We start from the raw sequence: 19,934 nt of genomic DNA, 5'->3' as shown, positions 1-19,934 counted from the left end.
CTTAGGACCTTATCGCAGCATTGGGCAGCGGCTACAGTTTTCGCGCACGGCAAGGCACTTCAACACCCCAAGATAGCGCTTGCACGGTGTCATCGGCCTCACTAACGTAGCGGCTTTCGATGACACCACCCCCGCAGGAGCTTTGCCATGGCCTCGCCAGCCCTTACTCATTTTCTACCCCGGTTCGGCGTTGCCGCGGCAGTGGCCAGCCTGTTGGGCTTGACCGGTTGCCAGATAAACACTCATTCCGTTGAAAGCCTGGTGCCAACCTCTGGCATGCAACCGCTCAAAGGGCTGGCGCAAAATGTCTCGGTGCGCCGCAACAGCCAGGGTATGCCGCTGATCGAAAGCAGCAGTTTTCATGACGCCCTGTTCACCTTGGGTTACGTACACGCCGGCGACCGTATCAGCCAGATGGTGCGCTTGCGCTTGCTGGCACAAGGCAGGCTGGCCGAGTTGAACGGTGCCGATGCATTGGAAAGCGACCGGTTGATGCGCAGCATCAATCTGAAAAAGAACGCTGACGAACTGTATAAAAGTTCGTCCCCGCGCCTTAAAAAGTTTTTCGAGGTCTACGCCCGTGGGGTCAACGCCTACCTGTTCCGCTACCGCGACAAGCTCCCGGCTGATCTCGCGCAAGCCAGCTATACAGTCGAATACTGGAAACCTGAAGACTCGGCGCTGATTTTCAGCCTGCTGAACTTCGGGATGTCGGTCAATCTGCAAGAAGAACTCAACTCGCTGGTACTGGCACAAAAAGCCGGTACTGAAAAACTGGCGTGGCTGACACCGACCTATCCCAACGAAGCCCTGCCCACCGGCGAAGCCGACAAGCTCAAAGGCCTGGCCCTGGGTAGCCAGCTGCAAGGTTTGAATGCAGTGGCCCAAGCCCTTGAACAGGTGACACAACTGAGCCTGCCCGGGGTCACAGCATCGAGTGACTGGGCAATTGGCCCGCAGCGCAGCCGCAGTGGCAAAAGCCTGCTGGCCAACGATATCCACCAGCCCATCGGCGTACCTTCGGCATGGACTTACGTACAAATTCGCGCGCCTAAATACCAGGCTGCGGGGGCAACCATCGCAGGCTTGCCGACCCTGTTTGCCGGTTTCAACGGCAAGGTGGCATGGGGCATGAGCATGGCCATGGGCGACAACCAGGACGTGTTCCTGGAAAAACTCAAACGCCAAGGCAACAGTCTGTACTACTTGGCTGACGGAAAATGGCTACCGGCAACGGTGCGCAACGAAACCTTCTTCGTCAAAGGCCAGCGCCCGATTCGCGAGGCCATTTACGAAACCCGCCACGGGCCGCTGCTCAATAGCGCCGTAGGCAGCCCCAATGCGCTGAACAGCAGCCTTGGCCTTGCCCTGCAAACACCGGACTTGAAGGGCGACAAGTCGCTTGATGCATTTTTCGACCTGTCCCGCGCCCAGGACAGCGAAAAAGCCTCGGACGCCAGTCGCGAAATCCGCGCTGTAGCGCTGAATTTAATGTACGCCGACGCCAATCACATTGGCTGGCAAGTAACCGGGCTCTACCCCAATCGCCGCGAAGGCCTTGGCCTGTTCCCGTCCCCGGGCTGGGACAGCCGCTACGACTGGGAGGGTTACGCCGACCCGATGCTGCACCCCTACGATCAGGACCCGGCCCAAGGCTGGCTGGGCACGGCCAACCAGCGCACGGCCGCCTATGGCTACGGCATGCAACTGTCCAACTCGTGGCTAGCGCCTGAACGCGGCGAGCGCCTTGCGCAGTTGGCAGGCAGCGGCAAGCAGGATGCACGCAGCATGATCGCGATGCAGTACGACCAAACCACCCTGTTTGCGGCCAAGCTGAAAACCATGCTGGCCGCACCCGGCATGGCGCAACCACTCAAACAGGCGATCGCGGCAATGCCCGCAGCCGAGCAGGCGAAAGCCCGCGAAGCTCTTGGCCGATTGATGGCTTTCGACGGAAAACTCAGCCCTACCTCGGCCGATGCAGCTTTGTACGAACTGTTTTTGCAGGAAAGTACCCGGCAAATCTTCCTTGATGAACTGGGCCCCGAGAGCAGCGCCAGCTGGAAGGCATTTGTCGCCAACAGCAATCTGTCGTACTCGGCTCTGGCAGACCACTTGCTCGGCCGCGAGGACAGCCCCTTCTGGGACGACATCCGCACCCCGCAAAAAGAAGACAAACCAGCCATTCTGGCCCGCAGCCTGGCTGGCGCCATCAGCACCGGCGACACGTTGCTGGGCAGCGACCACAGGGCGTGGCAGTGGGGCAAGTTACATCGCTACGTGTGGAGTAATGCCAATGGCCAGACGGTTTACGGCCCGGTCATGGCAGGCGGCGATCACACCACGCTGAACACCGCGGCTTACAACATCGCGGGCTCAAGCTTCGACGCTACGCTGATTCCGGCAATGCGCATGATCGTCGACTTCGGGCAAATCGAACCGATGATGGGGCAAAACAGCACCGGGCAATCCAGCAACCCGGCCAGCCCGCACTACACCGACGGCATAGACCCGTGGCTCAAAGGGCAGTACATCAGCTTCCCGATGCAGCCGCAGAACTTCGACAAAGCCTACGGCAAGACCCGCCTGACCCTGGTGCCCGGAAAGTAACTGACCTTTACTGCACAAATGGCTGGCAAGCGCTGTCCCACCCGGCTCACAAGGACGTCACCATGCAGCGACATCAAATTCACCCCTTGCTGGCGCCTGTGCCGGGTACTGAACGTCATATTCACAGCTTTCACTACGGACCTTCCCTGCCGCAGGGCAAGGTCTATATTCAGGCCTCGCTGCATGCTGATGAGCTGCCGGGCATGCTGGTGGCCTGGCACCTCAAGCAGCGCCTGGCCGAACTGGAAGCGGCGGGGCGACTGCGGAGTGAAATAGTGCTGGTACCGGTGGCCAATCCGGCGGGCCTGGACCAGGTGCTGATGGATATCCCGCTGGGCCGTTATGAGCTGCAAAGCGGGCAAAATTTCAATCGAAACTTCCTGGATCTCAGTGAGCAAATCGGTGATGAGCTTGAAGGAAAGTTAAACAACGATCCCGCGCACAATCTGCAGTTGATTCGTCGCCACTTGCGCGAGATGTTGGCCGCGCAAGTGCCAACAACACAGCTGCATTCGCAACGCCTGATATTGCAAACGCTGGCCTGCGACGCTGATGTGGTGCTCGATCTGCATTGCGACTATGAGGCTGTGGCTCATCTGTACACCACCCCTGAGGCCTGGCAGCAGGTCGAACCGCTGGCGCGCTACCTCGGAGCCCAAGCCAGCCTGCTGGCGACGGACTCCGGCGGTCTGTCGTTCGATGAATGTTTCACCCTGCTGTGGTGGAAATTACAACAACGTTTCGAGCATTGTTTCGCCATTCCGCAAGGTGGTTTTTCCGTCACGTTGGAATTGCGTGGTCTGGGCGACGTCAGCCACAAGCATGCCGAGCACGACTGTCAGGCGCTGATTGACTACCTGATCGATTTTGGCGCGATTGACGGTGAGTCCAGCCCTTTGCCTGCCCTGCTCTACCCCGCGACGCCCCTGGCTGGCGTAGAGCCAGTAGCGACCCCTGTTGGCGGGTTACTGGTGTTCAGTGCCAAACCTGGGGACTATCTCAACGCTGGCCAACTGATTGCAGAGGTCATTGACCCGATCAGCGACCGACTCACCCCGGTGTACTGCACCAACGCTGGATTGCTCTACGCCCGCACGCTTCAGCGAATGGCCACCGCAGGCATGGTGATTGCCCACGTGGCGGGCCAAGAAGCTTATCGCAGTGGTTATCTGCTCTCTCCTTGAGGCAATACAGGTTCAGGCAATCGGGGCAGGTGGTGGCTCGTCAGGCAGTGTGGGCACGCCTGGCTCCGGTTCGATCGGTTGCGGGGTATCAGGGTCAGGCTGGCCGGGGATGCCACCTGCATGTAACTCGGGAAAGGCGAGCAGAGACCACGCCAGTAACCCTACCTGATTAGGCTCAAGGCTTGCCATTTGGGCGCGGATACTCGGATCAATCTTCATGAGGCACTCCTGAGCGATGATCCGGCTCGCTGGATGCGTAACCGGAAATACACTCAATAGAGTGCTTTATCGCTCAAGAATTCCTTCTGTTCGTCAGGTGCGTGGCAAAGTCACGCCGCGCTGGCCCTGATACTTGCCGCCACGGTCCTTGTACGACACTTCACACTCTTCATCCGATTCGAAGAACAGCATCTGCGCCACGCCTTCGTTGGCGTAAATCTTGGCTGGCAATGTCGTGGTGTTGGAGAACTCCAGCGTTACATGGCCTTCCCACTCGGGCTCAAGCGGCGTCACGTTAACGATGATGCCGCAACGTGCGTAGGTGCTTTTACCCAGGCAGATGGTCAGCACGTTACGTGGAATACGGAAGTACTCAACGGTGCGCGCCAGCGCGAAGGAGTTGGGCGGAATGATGCACACGTCGCTGATGACATCAACAAAGCTGCCCGCGTCGAAGTTCTTCGGATCAACGGTCGCCGAATTGATATTGGTGAACACTTTGAATTCATTTGCGCAACGAACGTCGTAGCCGTAACTCGATACGCCGTAGGAAATCAGGCGGTTTTCGCCTTCTTCACGCACCTGACGCTCGACGAAAGGTTCGATCATGCCGTGCTCTTGCGCCATGCGGCGAATCCACTTGTCCGGTTTGATGCTCATGGCGGGTGTCCTGAATAGCGAGGTAGAAAATTCTGTCGGGCATCTTACCGCCCCCTAGGGTCCGGTTCAAAAGTATGGGACAAAAATATCAAAAATAGCTGTAGATGCCGTGAATACAGGGCGCAGAGGCAACCGTCAGTCACGTTTTTAAACAATCCTTCGCAAAGACCCTTTGCACGTTCGTAAAAAAGCGTTAAGGTGGCGCCACTGTGTTGCTTGTGTCACTGAGAATCTCTACACGATATGTTGAATTTCGATCCAACCATCTCCAAGAATTTTTCCTGCTCTTTGCACTCAGTCTCGGCCAGGGCTTTTCCTGCGTCGCAGTTATCTTTGTTCAAGGAGTTACACCATGTCTAATCGCCAAACTGGTACCGTTAAGTGGTTCAACGATGAAAAAGGCTTCGGCTTCATCACTCCACAATCCGGTGACGACCTGTTTGTTCACTTCAAAGCAATCCAATCCGACGGCTTCAAAAGCCTGAAAGAAGGCCAACAGGTTTCTTTCATCGCTACCCGCGGTCAGAAAGGCATGCAAGCTGAGGAAGTTCAAGTTATCTAACTTGTTCTGATCCAGTAAAAAACCCCGCCCTTAAAAGCGGGGTTTTTTTATCCCCGCAATAACCCGCCCCCACCAATACCCGCTGTCATGGGTATGGCAACTCCAGTGGGAGCCGGGCTTGCCCGCGATAGCATCACCTCGATGCATCAGGCAAACCCGTATCAAGCAAGAATCAGTCGTCGCTGGTGGTAATGGTCGGCATGGCCTGCGAAGCAGCTTCATGCAAAACAATACGTGCGCCCACCTGACGGGCCAATTCCTGATAGATCAGTGCAATCGGGCTATCTGGGTCGGCAATCGCCGTTGGCTTGCCGTTATCGGCCTGCTCGCGGATTTCCATCGACAACGGCAGCGAGGCCAGTACCTCAACGCCATATTGAGTCGCCAGCTTCTCGCCACCGCCCTCGCCAAACAGATGCTCTGCATGACCACAGTTCGAGCAAATGTGTACCGCCATATTCTCCACTACGCCCAGCACCGGAATGTTCACCTTGCGGAACATCTCGACACCCTTGCGCGCGTCCAGCAAGGCCAAATCCTGCGGAGTGGTCACAATCACCGATCCCGTTACCGGGACTTTCTGTGCCAGGGTCAACTGGATATCACCGGTACCCGGTGGCATATCAATAACCAGGTAATCAAGGTCGTTCCAGGCCGTTTGCGTCACTAGCTGCAGCAGCGCACCCGACACCATCGGACCGCGCCAGACCATCGGCGTATTGTCGTCGGTCAGAAACGCCATCGACATGACTTCAACGCCATGGGCTTCAATGGGCACAAACCACTTTTGATCGCGAATCTTCGGCCGGGTGCCTTCAGCGATGCCAAACATCACGCCCTGGCTCGGACCATAGATATCTGCATCCAGAATCCCGACCCGCGCACCTTCACGAGCCAGCGCCAGTGCCAGGTTGGCTGCAGTAGTGGATTTACCCACCCCACCCTTGCCAGAAGCTACGGCAACGATGTTCTTCACATTGGCCAGACCCGGGATTTGCGCCTGGGCCTTGTGCGCAGCAATCACGCAATTGACTTCAACCTTGGCCGAGGTCACGCCATCCATATTCTCGATGGCCATTTGCAGAATTTGCGCCCACCCGCTTTTGAACAAGCCGGCGGCATAGCCCAACTCGAGCTGAACACTGACGCGTTCGCCCTGAATTTCAATATTGCGGATGCATCCGGCACTCACCGGATCCTGATTCAAATAAGGGTCGGTGTACTGGCGGAGGACGGCCTCCACCGCTGCGCGATTGACTGCGCTCATGGGCAACTCCCGTAAAGACTGAGTAAAACAGGCCGCTATCCTACCTGTAATAAACCGCAGGCAGCAGGCTTTTGAAATGATCAAAAACAGCACAAACGATCAGATACGCGACCACAGGGTGAAATATATTGCTCGGCGCTTTATAGTGGCCGACCACCGTCTCATCAAGTAGCCGAGCCCCATGTCCGAGCCACGCAAGATCCTCGTCACCAGCGCCCTGCCCTATGCCAATGGTTCAATTCACCTTGGCCATATGCTTGAGTACATCCAGACCGATATGTGGGTGCGCTTCCAGAAGCTGCGCGGCAATCAATGCACCTATGTCTGCGCAGACGACGCCCACGGCTCGGCCATCATGTTGCGCGCCGAGAAAGAAGGCATCACCCCCGAGCAACTGATCGCCAATGTCCAGGCTGAACACAGCGCCGACTTTGCCGAGTTCCTCGTCGATTTTGATAACTTTCATTCGACCCACGCCGAAGAAAACCGTGAGCTGTCGAGTGCGATTTACATAAAGCTGCGCGAAGCTGGGCATATCGCCACCCGTTCGATCACCCAGTACTTCGACCCGGAAAAGAAAATGTTCCTGGCCGATCGCTTCATCAAGGGCACCTGCCCTAAATGCGGCACTGAAGATCAGTACGGCGACAACTGCGAAAAATGCGGTGCCACCTACGCACCTACTGACCTGAAGAACCCGAAGTCGGCAATCTCAGGCGCCACTCCGGTGCTCAAGGATTCCGAACATTTCTTCTTCAAGTTGCCCGACTTCGACGCCATGCTCAAAAGCTGGACCCGCAGCGGCGCCCTGCAAGATGCAGTAGCCAACAAGATCGCCGAATGGCTGGATGCCGGCCTGCAACAGTGGGATATCTCCCGTGATGCGCCGTACTTCGGCTTCGAGATCCCGGACGCACCAGGCAAGTACTTCTACGTATGGCTGGATGCACCTATCGGCTACATGGCCAGCTTCAAGAACCTCTGCGCACGCCGTCCTGAACTGGACTTCGACGCGTACTGGGCCAAGGACTCCACCGCCGAGCTGTACCACTTTATCGGCAAGGACATCGTCAACTTCCACGCCCTGTTCTGGCCAGCCATGCTCGAAGGTGCAGGCTATCGCAAGCCTACCGCCATCAACGTTCACGGCTACCTGACCGTCAACGGCCAGAAAATGTCCAAATCGCGCGGCACCTTTATCAAGGCCCGCACATATCTGGATCACCTGGCACCGGAATACCTGCGCTACTACTACGCCTCCAAGCTCGGTCGCGGCGTGGATGACCTGGACCTGAACCTGGAAGACTTCGTACAGAAGGTCAACTCGGATCTGGTCGGTAAAGTGGTCAACATCGCCAGCCGTTGCGCGGGCTTTATCCACAAGGGTAACGCCGGAGTAATGGTCGAGGGCAATGCCGCTCCCGAGCTGACCGAGGCATTCCTGGCCGCCGCGCCAAGCATTGCCGAGGCCTATGAGGCCCGCGACTTTGCGCGTGCCATGCGTGAAATCATGGGGCTGGCCGACCGCGCCAACGCCTGGATCGCTGACAAGGCGCCTTGGGCAATGGCCAAGGTCGAAGGCAAGCAAGCTGAAGTTCAGGCCGTCTGCGCTTTGGGCATCAACCTGTTCCGCCAACTGGTGATCTTCCTCAAACCGGTGCTGCCAGTACTCGCAACCGACGCTGAGGCATTCCTGAATGTCGAACCCTTGACCTGGAACGATCACAACGTGTTGTTGGTCAATCATCAGCTGAACGCCTTCAAGCCACTGATGACCCGTATCGACCCGGTCAAGGTTCAAGCCATGACCGACGCCTCGAAAGAAGACCTGGCTGCCAGCCAGACCGACACCGGCAGCGCCGCACCGCAAGGTAACGGCGAGCTGGTCAAGGAACCGCTGGCTGCAGAGATCGAGTTCGACACCTTCGCCGCAGTCGACTTGCGTGTTGCGCTGATCCTCAAGGCAGAAGCTGTTGAAGGTGCCGATAAGCTGCTGCGCTTGACGCTGGATATCGGCGACGAGCAACGCAACGTGTTTTCCGGGATCAAAAGCGCTTACCCGAACCCGGCTGAACTTGAAGGCCGCCTGACCATGATGATTGCCAACCTGAAGCCACGTAAAATGCGCTTCGGCATGTCTGAAGGCATGGTGATGGCTGCTGGCCCTGGTGGTGAAGAAATTTACCTGCTGAGCCCGGACAGCGGCGCCAAGCCAGGTCAACGCATCAAGTAACACCGTCCCTTTGCAACGTCTGGTGGCCAGCAGGTCGCCAGACGCTGGCCGCCCTTCCCGACATGCCGGATAATCAGCAGCATTTGCTGGACCCGACCGATCTTGCATGTGCGCTTGACCGCCACGCCTTTATTTATCTTTGCGCATGTTGAGCGTCGCCCCAGATGCGACCCGCCGTACCTGGACTGATCACACCATGAGCCTGATTCAACGAATTGACGCTTTATTACCGCAAACTCAATGCGGAAAATGCGGCCATCCAGGCTGCAAACCCTATGCGCAAGGCATCGCCCAAGGCGAAGCAATCAACAAGTGCCCGCCCGGTGGCGCTGAAACCATTGCAGCACTTGCCACCTTACTCAATATTCCCGTACTGGCACTGGATACCGAGCGCGGAACGGCCCCGCCACAAGTGGCCTATATCCGTGAAGCCGAATGCATCGGCTGCACCAAATGCATACAGGCTTGCCCGGTCGATGCCATTCTCGGCGCAGCCAAGCTCATGCACACTGTCATCGTCGATGAGTGCACCGGCTGCGACCTCTGCGTCGCCCCCTGCCCTGTCGACTGCATTGAGATGCGACCTCTACCTGCCAATGTAATCCCGATTCTCGGTGGGCTCGCTCACGAAGCAGAGCAGTACAACGCGCGCAACCACAAGCGTGACCATGCCCGGCGTCGCTACGAGCTGCGTGACGAGCGGCTGCGACGAGAAGAGCAGCATCGACTGGCTGAACGCCTCGCGCGCGCCCAACGAGCTCCGGCAGCCACTGACAGCGGCACTCGTCTTGAGAGCCAGACAGCAGAACAGCCCAACCTCAACGACGCTGCGCTTAAAAAGGCCAAAGTCACACTCGCCATGGCGCGTGCGCAATTAAACAAATCGCTCAAAGCGTTTGGCCATCCTCCAACCGCACAGCAGCAATCTCAACTGGTGATCCTGCAAAAGCAGTTTGAATCAGCAGAGCAGGTTTTGGCTCAACTGGAATCTGGCCCTGAGGTTTCTATCGCTGCACCCGCGCCAAACAACGCAGAACTCAAACGCGCAAAAATCCAACTTGCCATGCGTCGCGCCGAGCTTAAAAAAGCCATTAACCAAGAGCAGCCCAACGCTCAATTAACGCTTTTGACTGAGGCTGTCACACAGGCAGAATTGGTACTTAACGCGCTGGACCCCGCCAATATTTGAAGGGTCTTTGATCATCAGGCAAGCCAACCTTCGTTTAACGGACAGCTACTCAGGAAACGTTTTTACCCATGAATGCCGCAAAGCGCCTTGAAATATTTCGCCGGTTTCACGAAGACAACCCTGAGCCCAAAACAGAGCTGGCCTACTCATCTCCGTTTGAGCTGTTGATTGCGGTAATTTTGTCCGCTCAAGCCACTGACGTAAGCGTCAACAAGGCAATGGCCAAATTGTTTCCAGTCGCCAATACACCAGAAGCCATCTACGCTCTGGGAGTAGATGGGCTGTCGCAGTACATCAAGACTATTGGCTTGTATAACAGCAAGGCCAAAAACGTGATTGAAACCTGCCGTTTATTGATTGAACGTCATGGCAGTCAGGTTCCGCAGACGCGAGAAGAGCTTGAGGCGCTTCCTGGTGTAGGCCGCAAAACTGCAAATGTCGTTCTCAACACAGCCTTCAGACAGCTGACAATGGCTGTAGACACCCATATTTTCAGGGTCAGCAACCGAACCGCAATTGCGCCAGGCAAGAATGTGGTGGAAGTAGAAAAGAACCTGATGAAGCACGTACCCAAACCGTATCTGCTGGACGCCCATCACTGGCTCATCCTGCATGGGCGCTACGTCTGCCAGGCGCGCAAGCCTCGTTGTGGAAGCTGTCGCATAGAAGACCTGTGCGAATTCAAGGAAAAAACCTCTGATGATTGACCGATAGAGATTTTATGGACTGATCGATTGAGAAAATCTTTTTTACCCGCGCAGTGATTATCGCTATAAGGGGCGCCATTGACTGTCTTAGCCTGGAGTGAACTGAATGAGCACTGGCAAAGAAGAACTGGAAGTAGAAGAAGATTTTGCAATCGCCGATCAGGAAGAGATCGTGGAGCCTGTTGTCGAGGTGGCTAAAACCAATTTGGCTAAACGTCGTACTATTGACGCGCTTCTAGAAGAAAAACGGCTCAGAAAAGAGCTCGAAGATTATGGGTACGATCTCTAATCCCTTGCACAAAACCCTCAAAAGCCTCCTTTAGCGGAGGCTTTTATTCAGAGGCTGGTGGGGGGATCACACCCTCACCCCCCCTCCCTCATACCAGACCATTGCGCTGTGCAAGCTCGATCAAATCAACGAGTGAGCGAGCATTGAGCTTCAATAAAAGGCGCGTTTTGTAGGTACTTACCGTTTTATTACTCAGAAACATCCCATCTGCGATTTCCTTGTTACTTTTCCCCCTTGCTAACTGCTGTAGAACCATCATCTCGCGCCCTGAAAGCCGATTGACCATATCAGCCTCACTGGCATTCCCCAGACTTGATCGCACAGAGTGCAGCGCCTGATTAGGGAAGTAGCTATAGCCTGACAGCACAGCCTTGATTGCACTCAACAGTTCGGTTAAATCCTGCTGTTTGCACACATAACCTGCTGCACCGGCCTGCATGCAGCGCATGGAGAAGTGACCTGGCGCTTGTGAGGTTAGCACCAACACCTTAATAGGCACTGCAGGCGTAGACAACCGAGCTATAACTTCAAGCCCGTCAAGTTTAGGTATTCCTATATCCAAAATCACAATGTCAGGCGCGTACTCACGCGCAAGCTGTAAAGCATCCACTCCATTGTCCGTCTCTGCGATGACTTCATAGCCATGTCGTTCCATGAGCATACGCACAGCCAGACGAATTACAGGATGATCATCCACGATCAGCACTTTATTCATGGGTAATTCCAATTTATCGCTGTTCGAATTTTTAGAACCAGCACAATAGCCTAGTCATAACAACCTGGGCATAGTGTCCCCCCCCAAGCATCAACAACCAAAGACACTTCCTACAGATATTAAAGAATTACCCTACAGAAATAGCCCATTAAAACTAAGCCTATATTTCACGCTAACGCAAATAGCCTCACATGCAAAAATCACTACTGCAAGACCACTTTAATATTTAAAACACAAGCCCCATGATCACTGGCGCACCTTCTCACAATTAGCAGAAAACCCTTAAAACAAACAAAAACCCAAAATAAATACTGACTCCCTACAAAACCCTCCTTGATATATAAATACCTCAGCACAACAATAACTTAATTACAGAGCATCCCCTCTGTTCGGAAATCACCACACAGGCCAATCAAAAATCAACAAAACCTCAGCCCCAAACCTCTCAACATCCAGCGAGACTTAAATCTACTATTTTTCCAGAGAAAAATATTACAATTTTGTACTTACAGAATAGGACTACAGATCAATCAGAAAACACCCCAAATTAAAACATATCAAAAAAAAGACTCACACTCAGTCAATTCAAAAAACAAGCGACCGAACAAGAACACAAAAAAATGATAAAAAAACCCACCAACAAACAACTTAAAACACCGCACCTCCAGCCACACTCGAGCCACTCATAAAAAACTTACAGCGCCCTACTCCCCAGCCTTAACCACTCCTATAGAACTCACCACAGATAACACCAAAACGCCTACACAATATTCAAGCAACCAACAAAACCAAAAGCCCCACCCATTAACATGACGAGTAACACTTACATCCCATTTGCGATTTCAAAAAAATGCGTCTAACTTCAAAGCAACCCTGCCATAAAAATCAAGATTCTTCGCCCTTCAGTCCACCGCGCAATCGCGCACTAGCTATCCTTCACTAGCCCAACACTTTTAAACTACATAACTATGGCCTTCCTCATGATTAAAAATAATTTAAAAATCAACAACCCACTCACAGTGATCGCCATTTTCTCGATGTTGACCGAGGCTTCCGCTGCCGTTTCATTGCCCTATATAGATATTGAGCATCAGAATATATACATCTGGTTCCTTGTTGTATTCCCAACGCTTCTAGTTACGCTATTTTTCCTGACCTTGAACTTCAACAACAAAACACTTTACACGCCTTCCGACTTATCCAAGGCTGACAGCCACCCCAAAACGACATCGTATACCCCTGCCGCCTATGCAGGACAAACGCTAACATTCAAGAGCACGAAAGTTCCGGCACTGGCCTGTTCACGGCATCATCACCCCGGCACGAGCTTTCACTCTTTCAGCCCACCTGCTTTTACTTTTCTTCCACAAGGCCACAGAACCTACGATTCCACACCAACAGCGTCCAACTGGACAAACAACACATCTGCAAATCGACCGCTACCTAAGTACGTGCTCATAGAGAGCTCCGCATTTAAAAATATTCATTTGTTAAACCTTAGCCATCCCCCCCTGCAACGACTAAACAACACATCGAACATCCTGGAGGCACTCCATACGCATTGCAAAATGCCACACAAGCACAAAAACAACACGTCTAAAAATGACCTGCTTTTTTTATTAACAAACAGGCAGTCCGACATTCCGCCAGAGACGCTAAAGCGCTCTATTGCCCTCTCTAAAAACCTACTATTTACGTCTCAATCTACCGTCATCACCTACAACACTGACACGCATATACTCAACATCGTAAACCCGCCCTCTCTTTCGATAAACTACTGAATTCCAAGCAAAAAAAAGCCCCGACCAAATGGCCGGGGCTTTTTTAATCCGGGTCGTATCAGAACAACTTACGGCCTTTGTTTGCCGCAATTCGCATGCGCAAGGCATTCAACTTGATGAAGCCGGCTGCGTCGGCCTGATTGTAGGCTCCGCCATCTTCTTCAAACGTTGCAATGTTTGCATCAAACAACGACTCGTCAGACTTTCGACCTGTCACGATCACATTGCCTTTGTACAGTTTTAGGCGAACGACACCGTTAACGTGGGCCTGAGAAGCATCAATCATTTGCTGCAGCATGATGCGCTCTGGGCTCCACCAGTACCCGGTGTAGATCAGGCTGGCGTACTTAGGCATCAACTCATCTTTGAGGTGAGCCACTTCACGATCCAGAGTAATCGACTCAATGGCACGGTGAGCACGCAACATAATGGTGCCACCCGGGGTTTCGTAGCAACCACGGGACTTCATGCCGACGTAACGGTTCTCAACGATGTCGAGACGACCGATACCATTCTCTCCGCCGATACGGTTAAGCGTTGCCAATACGGTGGCGGGTGTCATTTCAACACCGTCAAGAGCAACGATATCGCCGTTGCGGTAAGTCAGTTCCAGATAAGTCGGCGTGTTAGGCGCGTCTTCTGGCGACTTGGTCCAACGCCACATGTCTTCTTCATGCTCGGTCCAGGTATCTTCCAGCACGCCGCCCTCGTAAGAGATATGCAGCAAGTTGGCGTCCATCGAGTAAGGAGACTTCTTCTTGCCATGACGCTCGATCGGGATATTGTGCTTTTCAGCGTAATCCATCAGCTTTTCACGGGAGAGCAAATCCCATTCACGCCAAGGAGCAATAACCTTCACCCCTGGCTTCAAGGCATAGGCGCCCAGTTCAAAACGAACCTGGTCATTCCCTTTACCCGTTGCGCCGTGCGAAATGGCATCTGCACCAGTTTCGTTGGCGATTTCAATCAGGCGTTTAGCAATCAGCGGACGAGCGATTGAGGTACCCAGCAGGTACTCGCCTTCGTAAACGGTGTTGGCACGGAACATCGGGAAAACGAAGTCTCGAACAAACTCTTCACGCAGGTCATCAATGTAGATTTCCTTAACGCCCATGGCTTGCGCCTTGGCACGTGCAGGTTCGACCTCTTCGCCCTGACCCAGGTCAGCGGTAAAGGTTACGACTTCACAGTTATAAGTATCCTGCAGCCACTTCAGGATCACCGAAGTGTCCAGGCCGCCCGAATAAGCCAAAACGACCTTGTTTACGTCCGCCATGCCATCACTCCACGGGTTGTTCGAAAAGCCGAACAGTCTACCGCCCATATCCATTAATTTACAGAGGCGCGACAGCTTAAGACGACAAAGCGACAGTTTATGTCAAAGGGGCGACGAGACCGCTACCTCAGGAAATCGCTGCAGGGTTGGTAACACCCTGTGCCGGAGCAGCTTTTTCTGGCATGGGAAGTCGCTCCAGACGGACACTGACCCGGCGGTTTTTGGCACGATTTGCTCGGTTGCTATTAGGGACCAGCGGGTATTGCTCGCCATGGAAGCGAACCGTGATCTGCGACTCCTGCAGACCATGTTCCTTGAAGTAATCCATAACAGCCAGTGCCCGGCGTCGTGACAGCTCACGATTGGTCAGGCGATTACCCAAATTGTCCGAATAGCCGTCCAATGAGACGTGATTGACCGTTGGGTCTGCTCTCAAGTATTCCACCATGACTTGCAAGCTGATCCGGGCAGTGGCGTCCAACTCGGTACCGCCACCAGGAAACCCAATCCGGCTTTGCCTGACCTGTTCGAAATTTTTGGGTAAAAGCTTTGCGGTACAGGCCTCGTAATCCCCGTAAGCCTGGCGAAACCTTGCCGGCAACAGGCGCACTTCCGAGACGCCACCCTCTCGGGAGTAGTGCCTGAGCAACGGGCTACGCCCTTCAAGCAGCCCGCGAAACAAACTTGCAGCCTGGGCTTGGGAACTGTTGAACAGTATCTGCCCACGCCCTATGCGCACCGACCCCAGGTCAATATCCCCTCTGCCCGGTTGCCACGGTGCAGCGGCGGCCAACAGTTTTGCAGAACCCTCGCCGAGCATCGAGTTAGAGGCATTGAGGCGGAAAACGGCCTGTTCTCCTGCGCGACGTACAAACGCTCCTGAGCCGAAATCGGTAATGGGCTGGATCAGGCGGCATTCGAATTTGTCACCTTCCACTTTCCACTCGATATTCTCCAGCCGCGTCTGGAAAGTCAGAGCCATGGCCGGCAGGCTGGCAAACATACTGAGCAGGATGAAATAACGCTGGCGCACGGGTGGCTCCAAAGGCTTGCACTGCAAAAAAACCGAGAACCGATATACGGCTTACGCATGAGATATCGGTTAGCAATCACAAAACTTGATAGCGAGTGCCTGATAGAGTCTTTTCCGGTAGCATTCACATCAGTTTGACCCGCCTGGAATCCCCAATGTCTGACCGCCTGACCCTGCTGCGTCCCGACGACTGGCATATACATCTTCGCGATGGTGCTGTGTTGCCTCACACTGTCGCGGATGTTGCGCGCACTTTTGGCCGCGCCATCATCATGCCCAACCTGGTACCTCCGGTGCGTAACGCTGCCGAAGCCGATGCCTACCGCCAGCGCATTTTGGCTGCTCGCCCGGCCGGTAGCCGTTTCGAGCCGCTGATGGTGCTGTACCTCACCGATCGAACACAGCCGGAAGATATTCGTACGGCCAAGGCCAGTGGATTCGTCCATGCCGCCAAGCTGTATCCGGCTGGGGCAACGACCAACTCCGACTCTGGCGTGACCAGCATCGACGCGATCTTCCCGGTTCTTGAAGTCATGGCTGAAGTTGGCATGCCTTTACTGATCCACGGTGAAGTCACGCGCGCTGGCGTGGACGTCTTTGACCGCGAAAAAATCTTCATCGACGAGCATATGCGCCGCGTTGTAGATCGCTTCCCGACGCTTAAAGTCGTGTTTGAGCACATCACCACTGCAGAAGCAGTGCAGTTCGTCAACGAGGCTTCAGCCAACGTTGGCGCAACCATTACTGCTCATCACCTGCTCTACAACCGCAATCACATGCTGGTTGGCGGTATTCGCCCGCACTTCTATTGCTTGCCGATCCTCAAGCGCAACACCCACCAGGAAGCCCTGCTGGATGCGGCCACCAGCGGCAGCGAGAAGTTCTTCCTGGGCACCGACTCGGCGCCACATGCCCAGCACGCCAAAGAAGCTGCGTGCGGTTGCGCAGGTTGCTACACCGCCTATGCGGCCATTGAGATGTACGCAGAAGCCTTTGAACAGCGTAATGCGCTGGACAAACTGGAAGCCTTTGCCAGCCTGAATGGCCCGCGCTTCTACGGATTGCCTGCCAGCACCGAACAAATCACCCTGGTTCGCCAGGAGTGGACCGCCCCTACCAGCCTGCCTTTCGGCGCGCTGACCGTAATCCCGCTGCGCGCCGGTGAAAAACTGCGCTGGCGCCTGCTGGAGGAACAGCTGTGAGTGACGACCATTATGATGACGAACACGAAGGCGGCCATGGCGGCGGATCACGCCACCCGATGGCCGAGCGTTTTCGCGGCTATCTACCGGTCGTAATCGATGTTGAAACCGGTGGTTTCAACAGCGCCACCGATGCCTTGCTGGAAATCGCCGCTGTAACGATCGGCATGGACGAAAGAGGCTTTGTGTTCCCGGAACACACCTATTTCCACCGTGTAGAGCCGTTTGAAGGCGCCAACATCGAAGCCGCTGCTCTGGAATTTACCGGGATCAAGCTCGATCATCCGCTGCGCATGGCCGTTAGTGAAGAAACAGCCCTGACCGATATCTTCCGTGGCGTACGCAAGGCTCTGAAAGCCAATGGCTGCAAACGCGCCATCCTGGTGGGCCATAACAGCAGCTTCGACCTGGGCTTCCTCAACGCCGCTGTCGCGCGTCTGGACATGAAACGCAATCCGTTTCACCCATTCTCGAGTTTTGACACCGCGACCCTCGCGGGTCTGGCCTATGGCCAAACGGTACTGGCCAAAGCCTGTCAGACCGCCGACATCGATTTTGATGGACGCGAAGCGCACTCGGCTCGTTATGACACCGAGAAAACCGCTGAACTGTTCTGTGGCATCGTCAACCGCTGGAAACAAATGGGCGGCTGGAAAGACTTCAACGACTGATCCTGTCGCTGAGGCTTACCACGCCCCATAAAAAAACCGGACACTGGGTCCGGTTTTTTTATGCCTCAAACTGACCCTTACAACTGGTCAGCATTCTCGGTCAGGTACGCTGCAACACCAGCAGTCGATGCGGTCATGCCTTTGTCGCCTTTCTTCCAGTTGGCAGGGCAAACTTCGCCGTGCTCTTCGTGGAATTGCAGAGCGTCAACCAGACGCAGCAGCTCGTCCATGTTACGACCCAGTGGCAGGTCGTTAACGATCTGGGAGCGTACAACGCCCTTGTCGTCGATCAGGAACGCGCCGCGCAGTGCAACGCCGCCTTCGGTTTCAACGTCATAGGCCTTGCAGATAGCGTGATTGATGTCGGCAGCCATGGTGTATTTCACCTGGCCGATGCCGCCATTGTTCACTGGGGTGTTGCGCCATGCGTTGTGAGTGAAATGGGAGTCGATGGACACAGCAACCACTTCAACGTTACGCGCCTGGAACTCAGGAATGCGGTGATCCAGAGCAATCAGCTCGGACGGGCAAACGAAAGTGAAGTCCAGCGGGTAGAAGAACACCAGGCCATATTTGCCTTTGATGGCAGTGGACAGCGAGAAGCTGTCAACGATTTCGCCATTGCCAAGTACGGCGGCGACGGTGAAGTCAGGGGCTTGTTTGCCTACGAGTACGCTCATTGGATATCTCCTGGTGTGCTGCGTGAAGAACAGAATCTGGTCATGACGGCCCTGTAACAGCAGTCTTTTGACCCGTTCCTGCGTAAAAATGACCGTCCATCATACACCGCCGCGTCTGGACGGGCCTCAACCCTTTTTCAACATCGAGCAGCAGCCCCTTCAAGACCGTTCGTCAGCACGACGCTGGCGGGCATCAATTGAGGCCCAAGGTACTTTGACAATCATTCTCGTTAACATTAAGATCCTGTCATTGAATCCCAACCAGTGATGGTTCTTATTTATGTACGTTTGCCTTTGCACTGGCGTGACCGATGGAAAAATTCGCGACGCAATCTACGACGGTTGCTGCAGCTACCGTGAAGTGCGCGAAGCAACAGGTGTCGCCAGCCAATGCGGCAAATGTGCCTGCCTGGCCAAGCAAGTGGTTCGAGAAACCCTGGCTTCGCTGCAAACCAGCCAGGCCGTAATGAGTTTCCCGGCAGAATTTTCAGCCGCTTAATTAATAGATTCCAAAGAACCGGACTTAGCGTTCGGTTTTTTTATGCCCGAAATTCAAGTGGTTAGCCTCAAGACGCGGAACACAAACATTCTTATTCCGATTAATTTTCATTTATTATTCAAATACTTAGGTTTGACAGTCAGCAACCTGCGGATCAAACTCTGCCTTATATACAGTTAAATAAGGCAGGCCCCAGCCATGAAAGGCGACATTTCAGTTATTCAGCACCTCAATAAAATTCTCGGCAACGAACTGGTCGCAATCAATCAATACTTCCTGCATGCACGCATGTATCAGGATTGGGGCCTGGAGAAGTTGGGTGCGCACGAGTACCACGAATCCATCGACGAGATGAAACATGCGGACAAGCTGATCAAGCGCATTCTGTTCCTTGAAGGCCTGCCAAACGTTCAGGACCTGGGCAAGCTGCACATCGGCGAGCACACCAAGGAAATGCTGGAGTGCGACCTGCGCATTGAGAAGACCGGCCACGCCGACCTCAAAGCAGCTATCGCCCATTGCGAAGTTGTCGGAGACTTTGGCAGCCGCGAAATGCTCGAAGATATTCTCGAGTCTGAAGAAGAACATATCGACTGGCTGGAAACTCAGTTGGGCCTGATCGATAAAGTTGGCATTGAGAATTACCTGCAATCGCAAATGGGTGAGTAACTAACACCCACTAAAAAGCCCCGCCCTGTTTATCACAGACGCGGGGCTTTTTTATGCGCGCTACATAACAACTGTAACGACGCGACTGAGATCAGGCTTCAGTCTTGTTTGCAGCCGCTTTCTCTACAGCTTCTTTAATCAAAGCTTGCAAGGAACCATCGGCGGCCATTTCAGCCATGATGTCGCTACCGCCTACCAACTCACCACCGACCCACAGCTGTGGGAAGGTTGGCCAGTTTGCGTATTTCGGCAGATTGGCGCGAATTTCCGGGTTCTGGAGAATGTCCACGTAAGCGAACTTCTCGCCACAGCCCATGACTGCTTGAGCAGCTTTAGCCGAAAAGCCGCACTGCGGGGCATTCGGGGAGCCTTTCATGTAGAGCAGAATGGTGTTGTTGGCAATCTGGTCTTTAATAGTTTCGATGATATCCATGGAGCACCTCGGCTGAACTTTCCGACTCAGTTGTCGGCACGGTGGCGCATTGTAA

The 19,934-nt window shown here is 54.3% G+C and carries 20 protein-coding genes; 12 read left to right on the top strand and 8 right to left on the bottom strand.

All coding sequences use genetic code 11. The features are described 5' to 3' along the window. Window positions 1-147 precede the first annotated feature (147 nt). Both N7D90_RS05020 and N7D90_RS05015 read left to right on the top strand, forming a co-directional pair. Window positions 148-2,610, top strand: a complete 2,463-nt coding sequence (locus N7D90_RS05020; RefSeq protein ID WP_261741144.1) for a penicillin acylase family protein — start codon at window positions 148-150, stop codon at window positions 2,608-2,610. A 62-nt stretch (window positions 2,611-2,672) separates the two neighbouring features. Then, window positions 2,673-3,794 carry a succinylglutamate desuccinylase/aspartoacylase family protein gene (locus N7D90_RS05015; protein WP_261741143.1) on the top strand — a complete coding sequence of 374 codons (1,122 nt, stop codon included), beginning with the start codon at window positions 2,673-2,675 and terminating at the stop codon, window positions 3,792-3,794. A 12-nt stretch (window positions 3,795-3,806) separates the two neighbouring features. Here N7D90_RS05015 and N7D90_RS05010 read toward each other — a convergent pair whose 3' ends face one another. Further along, the gene (locus tag N7D90_RS05010; protein WP_261741142.1) at window positions 3,807-4,013 is read right to left on the bottom strand and encodes a hypothetical protein; all 207 of its coding nucleotides are present in this window, start codon (window positions 4,011-4,013) and stop codon (window positions 3,807-3,809) included. Between the two features lie 93 nt (window positions 4,014-4,106). After that, entirely contained in the window at window positions 4,107-4,673 is a 567-nt protein-coding gene (gene dcd / locus N7D90_RS05005; RefSeq protein ID WP_048359020.1) for a dCTP deaminase, read from the bottom strand. A 352-nt stretch (window positions 4,674-5,025) separates the two neighbouring features. Between dcd and N7D90_RS05000 the strand changes: the two genes are divergently transcribed. Then, window positions 5,026-5,235, top strand: coding sequence for a cold-shock protein (locus tag N7D90_RS05000; protein ID WP_002554837.1), 210 nt, complete (start codon window positions 5,026-5,028; stop codon window positions 5,233-5,235). Between the two features lie 172 nt (window positions 5,236-5,407). Here the strand turns inward: N7D90_RS05000 and apbC are convergent, their stop codons facing one another. Beyond that, window positions 5,408-6,502: an iron-sulfur cluster carrier protein ApbC gene (gene apbC, locus N7D90_RS04995; RefSeq protein ID WP_261741141.1), complete on the bottom strand. Its 1,095-nt coding sequence runs from the start codon at window positions 6,500-6,502 to the stop codon at window positions 5,408-5,410. A 181-nt stretch (window positions 6,503-6,683) separates the two neighbouring features. Between apbC and metG the strand changes: the two genes are divergently transcribed. The 4 genes from metG to N7D90_RS04975 all read left to right on the top strand — a co-directional run bounded on the left by metG (window position 6,684) and on the right by N7D90_RS04975 (window position 10,920). Further along, window positions 6,684-8,735, top strand: a complete 2,052-nt coding sequence (gene metG / locus N7D90_RS04990; protein ID WP_261741140.1) for a methionine--tRNA ligase — start codon at window positions 6,684-6,686, stop codon at window positions 8,733-8,735. Between the two features lie 196 nt (window positions 8,736-8,931). Continuing rightward, window positions 8,932-9,924 carry an electron transport complex subunit RsxB gene (rsxB, locus tag N7D90_RS04985; protein ID WP_261741139.1) on the top strand — a complete coding sequence of 331 codons (993 nt, stop codon included), beginning with the start codon at window positions 8,932-8,934 and terminating at the stop codon, window positions 9,922-9,924. Window positions 9,925-9,992: 68 nt separating this feature from the next. Next, a complete protein-coding gene (nth, locus tag N7D90_RS04980) occupies window positions 9,993-10,631 on the top strand; it encodes an endonuclease III (RefSeq protein ID WP_261741138.1) in 639 nt (212 codons plus the stop codon). A gap of 106 nt (window positions 10,632-10,737) precedes the next feature. Then, entirely contained in the window at window positions 10,738-10,920 is a 183-nt protein-coding gene (locus N7D90_RS04975; protein ID WP_261741137.1) for a PA3496 family putative envelope integrity protein, read from the top strand. Window positions 10,921-11,008: 88 nt separating this feature from the next. Here the strand turns inward: N7D90_RS04975 and N7D90_RS04970 are convergent, their stop codons facing one another. Continuing rightward, window positions 11,009-11,635 carry a response regulator transcription factor gene (locus N7D90_RS04970; protein ID WP_029611271.1) on the bottom strand — a complete coding sequence of 209 codons (627 nt, stop codon included), beginning with the start codon at window positions 11,633-11,635 and terminating at the stop codon, window positions 11,009-11,011. 980 nt (window positions 11,636-12,615) lie between these two features. Between N7D90_RS04970 and N7D90_RS04965 the strand changes: the two genes are divergently transcribed. After that, on the top strand, window positions 12,616-13,416 hold the full coding sequence (locus tag N7D90_RS04965) for a hypothetical protein (protein WP_261741136.1): 801 nt from the start codon (window positions 12,616-12,618) through the stop codon (window positions 13,414-13,416). Window positions 13,417-13,474: 58 nt separating this feature from the next. Here the strand turns inward: N7D90_RS04965 and N7D90_RS04960 are convergent, their stop codons facing one another. Both N7D90_RS04960 and N7D90_RS04955 read right to left on the bottom strand, forming a co-directional pair. Then, the gene (locus N7D90_RS04960; protein WP_133075884.1) at window positions 13,475-14,692 is read right to left on the bottom strand and encodes an argininosuccinate synthase; all 1,218 of its coding nucleotides are present in this window, start codon (window positions 14,690-14,692) and stop codon (window positions 13,475-13,477) included. 127 nt (window positions 14,693-14,819) lie between these two features. After that, window positions 14,820-15,725, bottom strand: coding sequence for a flagellar protein MotY (locus N7D90_RS04955; RefSeq protein WP_261741135.1), 906 nt, complete (start codon window positions 15,723-15,725; stop codon window positions 14,820-14,822). A gap of 155 nt (window positions 15,726-15,880) precedes the next feature. Here N7D90_RS04955 and pyrC point away from each other — a divergent pair, with 155 nt between their 5' ends. Then, window positions 15,881-16,927, top strand: coding sequence for a dihydroorotase (gene pyrC, locus N7D90_RS04950; protein ID WP_261741134.1), 1,047 nt, complete (start codon window positions 15,881-15,883; stop codon window positions 16,925-16,927). Then, a complete protein-coding gene (rnt, locus tag N7D90_RS04945; RefSeq protein ID WP_019823542.1) occupies window positions 16,924-17,598 on the top strand; it encodes a ribonuclease T in 675 nt (224 codons plus the stop codon). Before pyrC ends, rnt begins: the two co-directional genes overlap by 4 nt. 77 nt (window positions 17,599-17,675) lie before the next feature. On the opposite strand, the gene N7D90_RS04940 is transcribed toward rnt, so the two are convergent. Continuing rightward, window positions 17,676-18,278, bottom strand: coding sequence for a peroxiredoxin (locus N7D90_RS04940; RefSeq protein WP_003443181.1), 603 nt, complete (start codon window positions 18,276-18,278; stop codon window positions 17,676-17,678). Between the two features lie 280 nt (window positions 18,279-18,558). Between N7D90_RS04940 and N7D90_RS04935 the strand changes: the two genes are divergently transcribed. Then, the gene (locus N7D90_RS04935; protein WP_019823547.1) at window positions 18,559-18,777 is read left to right on the top strand and encodes a bacterioferritin-associated ferredoxin; all 219 of its coding nucleotides are present in this window, start codon (window positions 18,559-18,561) and stop codon (window positions 18,775-18,777) included. A 198-nt stretch (window positions 18,778-18,975) separates the two neighbouring features. After that, window positions 18,976-19,446: a bacterioferritin gene (gene bfr / locus N7D90_RS04930; protein WP_016779692.1), complete on the top strand. Its 471-nt coding sequence runs from the start codon at window positions 18,976-18,978 to the stop codon at window positions 19,444-19,446. Between the two features lie 91 nt (window positions 19,447-19,537). On the opposite strand, the gene grxD is transcribed toward bfr, so the two are convergent. Further along, entirely contained in the window at window positions 19,538-19,879 is a 342-nt protein-coding gene (grxD, locus tag N7D90_RS04925) for a Grx4 family monothiol glutaredoxin (RefSeq protein ID WP_016779691.1), read from the bottom strand. Between the last annotated feature and the right edge of the window lie 55 nt (window positions 19,880-19,934).

Origin of the sequence: Pseudomonas fragi, assembly GCF_025426255.1 — a bacterium.
Classification (GTDB): domain Bacteria; phylum Pseudomonadota; class Gammaproteobacteria; order Pseudomonadales; family Pseudomonadaceae; genus Aquipseudomonas; species Aquipseudomonas kulmbachensis.
The sequence above is the reverse complement of the archived record's forward strand: the minus strand, read 5'-3'. Positions and strand labels throughout refer to the sequence as shown.